The sequence below is a fragment of the Mesorhizobium sp. P3_A9 genome (genome assembly GCF_056402975.1).
In genome coordinates this window covers 1-5,689 of the sequence record NZ_JBFUGJ010000365.1, presented here as the reverse complement: position 1 = coordinate 5,689, position 5,689 = coordinate 1, and the positions used below count along the sequence as shown (strand labels likewise).

Here is a 5,689-nt window from a genome sequence, read left to right as displayed (position 1 = left end):
GGGTGGCGCTCGATCGGGTGCGCGACCCCGGCAATCTCGGCACTGTCATCCGCACCATCGATGCCGTCGGTGCCAAGGGCGTTATCCTGGTCGGCGACACCACCGATCCGTTTTCCGTGGAGACGGTGCGCGCCACAATGGGTTCGATCTTCGCCGTGCCGGTGGCCAAGGCGACGACCGAGGCTTTCCTTGCCTGGCGCGGCGGGTTTTCGGGCCTCGTAGCCGGCACGCATCTGAAAGGCGCCGTCGACTACCGCTCGGTCGATTTTTCCCGTGGGCCGGTGCTGCTGATGATGGGCAATGAGCAGCAGGGCCTGCCCGAAAGCCTGGCGGCGAGTTGCGACCGGCTGCTGCGCATTCCGCAAGCAGGACGTGCCGATTCGCTCAATCTCGCCGTCGCCACCGGCATCATGCTGTTCGAGATCCGGCGCGGCGCGCTGAAGCTCGAACCAATCGCCGATCAGCAATGAAGGTTGCCCGCTCGTGAGATCATGGTCCCCCTACGCGCTGCTTGTCGTCGCGGCCATTGCGCTTGATCAATGGATAAAGCAYCTGGTCGAGRCCGGYCTSSCCTTCCAGGAAAAGMTCGAYCTGKTGCCGTTCCTGGCGCTGTWTCGCACCTACAACACCGGCATCGCCTTCTCGATGTTYTCMTCYTTCGGYGACACCGGCCTGGTGGTCATCGCCGTGCTGGTCGTCGCTTTCGTGCTCTACCTCGCCACCCGCACGCCATCAGGCCATGTCATCGCCCGCACCGGCTTTGCCCTGATCATCGGCGGCGCGCTGGGCAATCTGATCGACCGCGCCGTCTACGGCCACGTCATCGACTACATCCTGTTCCACACGCCGGTCTGGTCCTTTGCCGTCTTCAATCTCGCCGACGCCTTCATTTCCGTGGGCGCGGCACTGGTCGTCTTCGACGAACTCATCGGTTGGCGGCGCGAGCCCAAGCCTTCGAACGCCAAGCCTTCCAAAGATTGACCCCGCGCGGTCGTCGCCGCACAGTCCAGGACGCCAAGCAAGCTCGCGGAGAAAAAGATGTCCGAAACCTTCAAAGCCATCCTCGTCTCGCGCGATGCCGACAAGAAGCAATCGGTGGCCGTGACGGATCTCAGCGATGCCGACCTGATGGAGGGCGACGTCACCGTCGCGGTCGAGGCGACAACGGTGAACTACAAGGATGGGCTGGCCATTACCGGCAAGGCGCCGGTGGTCCGCCGCTGGCCGCTGGTGCCGGGCATCGACTTCGCCGGCACCGTCATCTCGTCCTCCAATCCCGACTGGCGCAAGGGAGACAAGGTCATCCTGAATGGCTGGGGCGTCGGCGAAACGCATTTCGGTGCCTATGCCGGGCGCGCCCGCGTCAAGGGCGACTGGCTGGTGCCGCTGCCGGAGGGCATCAGCGCGCATGACGCGATGGCGGTCGGCACCGCCGGCTATACCGCCATGCTCTGCGTCATGGCGCTGGAGCGGCACGGCATCCTGCCCAACCGCGGCCCGGTGGTGGTGACGGGTGCTGCCGGCGGCGTCGGTTCGGTCGCGGTCTCCATCCTGTCCAGCCTCGGCTACCACGTCATTGCGTCGACCGGACGCAATGCCGAAAGCCCCTATCTGATCAACCTCGGCKCCGCCGAGGTGATCTCGCGCGACGAGCTCAACCAGCCGACCAAGCCGCTGGCCAAGGAACGCTGGGCCGGCGGCATCGATTCGGTCGGCAGCCACACGCTGGCCAATGTGCTGTCGATGACATCCTATGGCGGCGCGGTCGCGGCCTGCGGCCTCGCCGGCGGCATGGATCTGCCATCGAGCGTCGCCCCGTTCATCCTGCGCGGCGTCTCGCTGCTTGGCGTCGATTCGGTGATGGCGCCGAAGGCTGTGCGCATCGAGGCCTGGCGGCGCATCGGCTCCGATCTCGACCTGGAGAAGCTCGCCAGCCTGTCCACGACCATCGGCTTCGACGGCATCATCGATGCCGCACGCGACATCGTCGACGGCAAGATCCGCGGACGCGTCGTCGTCGACATGTAAACCCGCCGGGCGGGTTGCAGGCAGCGGACTGAAACGCCAAATCCGGTGACGAATCCGCCACTGCCGGACGAAAACGCCCTATCCGCTAAAATTCGAACGATCCGCCGCAATTTTCCATAATCTCTGTYTGGCAAGGATTTCGCATGATCGCGGAATCCGACACCCAGCAGGTGGACAAAAGCGACGATGTCGATGCGTTTGCCGCACCGGCGCGGCGGTTTATCGCTGCGCCGCCGCTGGTGCCCGAGCAGCAATTGGCCAGGCGGGAAAGCCTGCCGCTGCTCACCTTCGTTGCTATCATCGTACTGGCGGGCCTCGCGCATCTGACCGGTGCGCCGATCTTCATCAGCCTCGCATTGATGGCAACCGGCCTCGCCGGCCTTGCGTTGCATCTGCATGCCAGACGCAGCGCCCACCGCACCGTGGTGCTGCTTGACGAGACGACCGCCCGCAGCCGCGCCGAGATCGAGACGCTGGCCGACCGCATGTGGGAAATGCAGGAAAGCGAGGAGCGCTTTCGCGGTCTCATCGACGCGCTTGGTGATCTCGTCATCCATCGCGACCGCGACGGCTACATCGTCTATGCCAACAAGGTGTTCGCCGATCTGGTCGAAACCGATCCGCGCGATCTTGCCGGCAAGACCCTTGCCGAACTTGGCATCGAGGTCGGCATCGTTCCCGACGCCGCCTTTTCCGACCATGAGTGCCTGAGTTCCACCGACGTCGCCATCCGCACGCCGAGCGGCTCGCGCTGGTTCTCCTGGATCGAACTGTCGGTGCGCGACAAGGACAGCGGCGCGGTTTCGCATCGCGCCATCGCCCGCGATATCACCGCCCGCAAGCGCGCCGAATCCTCGCTGATCACCGCGCGCGAGCGGGCCGAATATGCAAGCCAGGCCAAGTCGCGCTTCCTCGCCACAGTCAGCCATGAAATCCGCACGCCGATGAACGGCATCATGGGCATGGCGAGGCTCCTGGCCGACACCAGCCTGTCGCCGGAACAGCAGACCTATGTCGGCGCCGTCTCGACCTCGGCCAGCGCCTTGCTCGCCTTGATCGAAGACCTGCTCGACTATTCCAAGATCGAGGCCGGCCGCTTCGATCCGGAGCCGCAGCCGATGTCGGTGCGCGAGATCGCCGACAACATCATCGAATTGCTGGCCGCGCGCGCCTTCGCCAAGGATATCGGCCTCGGCTGCCACGTCGAACCGGATGTCCCGCAATTGATCACCGCCGAYCCSGGCMGGGTCAGGCAGGTGCTGCTCAACCTCATCGGCAAYGCCRTCAARTTCACCGACAGCGGCGGCGTSCTGGTSARCGTCGCRCGSGCSCGCACCGAGASSASCGACCGCATYTGCTTCAYCRTYRCCGACACCGGTCCCGGMCTGCGCGACGASGACATGGAGCGSATCTTCGAAGAGTTCGAGCAGGCCGACGGCACCTCGACGCGCACACATGGCGGGGCAGGGCTGGGACTAGCCATCTCCCGGCGCCTGGTGGCTGCCATGGGTGGCTCGATTTCGGTCTCGAGCCGGCTTGGCCAAGGGTCGGAATTCGTCTTCGAAATCCCGGCCACCGAGGCCACCGAGGCGCCGCAGGGCCGGCAGAACGTGCTGGCCGGCAGGCGCGCCGTGATCCTGTCCAGGAACGCCGTCGAGGCCGACGCCATCGCCCGCACCATCCGCGCCAATGGCGGCACGGCCGGTATCGCCACCACCGTGGCGCAGGCCGCACCCCTGGCCGAGGGCTGCGACGCGATTCTGGTCGACGCGGCCATGGAAGAGAGTGACGGCAGGCTGCTCAAGCGGTTGCGGCAAAGCGGCTTTTCCGATTGCGAAGCCATCACGCTGATCGCGCCGACCGACCGCGGCATGCTTGGCGAGTTCCGTGCCAGCGGCTACGCGACCTTCCTGGCCAGGCCGGTGCGCGGGGGAACACTTTTGCGTGTGCTTTTGACCAGCCATGCGCCGGCCCTTGCCCAGCCGCAGCCGGAAAAGCGCCGCACGCCGGCACTTCGCGCCGCAAGCGACCGCCAGCAGGGCCTGTCCGTGCTGATCGCCGAAGACAACGACATCAATGCCATGTTGGCCCGCGCCACGCTGTTGAAGGCGGGGCACCGCGTCAAGGTGGTCGGCAATGGCAAGGCCGCCGTCGAGGCCGTCACCAGCGCCGGGCACAAGCACCGCTTYGACGTGGTGCTGATGGACCTGCATATGCCGGTCATGGACGGGCTGGACGCCATTGCCGCGATCCGCCGCCATGAAGAGGAAACATCGGCGGCGCCCGTGCCGATCATGGTGCTGTCGGCCGACAGCCAGGAAAAGACACGCCATGCGGTGCTCGCCCACGGCGCCAGCGGCTTCGTCACCAAGCCGCTAGACCCCGATGCGCTGGTCAGCGCCGTCGAGGGCCAGGTCGCCGCCTGAGCAGTCTTTTTTCTGGCACGCGGCTGACGCATGTCGCGCCAAAAACGGCTTTGGTTTTGCGAGGACGACATGCATGGAAACACGGACCTTGGGCGCGTCGCCTGGGTTCGCGCGAACGCGACGCGCATCAAATCTGCCCACCTAACGTAGCCGGTTGACCGTTTTCGCCAGCCGACGAAGTATTGCCCGCGACGCCGTATCACGGTACTGTCACAATCCTGTTGCACCTACACCGTATCCCCGTGCCAAGAGGGATGGCTCGAAGGAGAATCACTCGTGCATACAGTTATGCCGGAATGTGACACTCGGCCAAACGCCAGCAGCGCMYTGCTYGCSGGACGTAATGTCGATTCCGTCATAAARGGCGCWKCACTCGGCCGKATCGGCAATCTCGAAGTGCGGCTCGCCCGCAACGAGGCCGAGATCGCGGCCGCGCAGGAAGTGCGCTACCGGGTATTTTACGACGAGCTTGGCGCCAGGAAGGACCTGTTCCAGGCGCAGGACCGTCGCGACGCCGATCGGTTTGATCCGCTCTGCGACCATCTTCTGGTACTGGACACGACGCTTTCCGGCCCCGAGCATCGCCGTATCGTCGGAACCTATCGCCTGCTGCGGCAAGAAATCGCGGCCACCGCCGGCGGCTTCTATTCCGAAGGCGAATTCGAGCTGACCAAGCTCATCGCCCGTCACCCCGGCCAGCGCTTTCTCGAACTCGGCCGCTCCTGCGTTTTGCCGCAATACCGTTCGAAGCGCACTATCGAGGCGCTGTGGCAAGGCATCTGGGCCTACATCAACCACTACGAAATCGGTGTGATGACCGGCTGCGCCTCCTTCCACGGCACCGTGCCGGCCGCACATGCCGAGGCGCTTACCTATCTTGCGCATCACTGCCGTACCAACTCCGCCTGGGACGTGCGCGCGGTTTCCGATCGCTACTGCTCCATGGATCTGATGCCGATCGAGGCGGTCAATGCCAAGGCGGCGATCGCGGCGATGCCGCCTCTGGTCAAGGGCTATCTGAGGGTCGGTGCTCGCATCGGCGACGGCTGCGTCATCGACCGCGAATTCTCGACGGTCGATGTCTTCGTGGTGATGCCGGTCAAGGAAATCGGTGCCCGCTACGTCAACTACTATGGCGGGGAAGCGCAGCGTTTCGCTGCCTGACGCTAGCGAATAGCGAATAGCGAATAGCGAATAGCGAATAGCGAATAGCGAATAGCGAATAGCGAATAGCG

General features: G+C 64.9%; 5 protein-coding genes. All 5 read left to right on the top strand.

Annotated features, from left to right (window positions below; all coding sequences use genetic code 11):
- The coding region (locus AC1DX0_RS29940) for a TrmH family RNA methyltransferase (protein ID WP_477358048.1) at window positions 1-470 on the top strand (470 nt) is incomplete at its 5' end.
- 13 nt (window positions 471-483) lie between these two features.
- Complete coding sequence (gene lspA / locus AC1DX0_RS29935; protein WP_477358046.1) at window positions 484-981, top strand: signal peptidase II; 498 nt, start codon at window positions 484-486, stop codon at window positions 979-981.
- 57 nt (window positions 982-1,038) lie between these two features.
- Window positions 1,039-2,028 carry an acrylyl-CoA reductase (NADPH) gene (gene acuI / locus AC1DX0_RS29930; protein WP_477358043.1) on the top strand — a complete coding sequence of 330 codons (990 nt, stop codon included), beginning with the start codon at window positions 1,039-1,041 and terminating at the stop codon, window positions 2,026-2,028.
- A 143-nt stretch (window positions 2,029-2,171) separates the two neighbouring features.
- Window positions 2,172-4,454: a PAS domain-containing hybrid sensor histidine kinase/response regulator gene (locus AC1DX0_RS29925; protein WP_477358040.1), complete on the top strand. Its 2,283-nt coding sequence runs from the start codon at window positions 2,172-2,174 to the stop codon at window positions 4,452-4,454.
- A 288-nt stretch (window positions 4,455-4,742) separates the two neighbouring features.
- On the top strand, window positions 4,743-5,618 hold the full coding sequence (gene olsB, locus AC1DX0_RS29920) for a l-ornithine N(alpha)-acyltransferase (RefSeq protein WP_477358050.1): 876 nt from the start codon (window positions 4,743-4,745) through the stop codon (window positions 5,616-5,618).
- Window positions 5,619-5,689 lie beyond the last annotated feature (71 nt).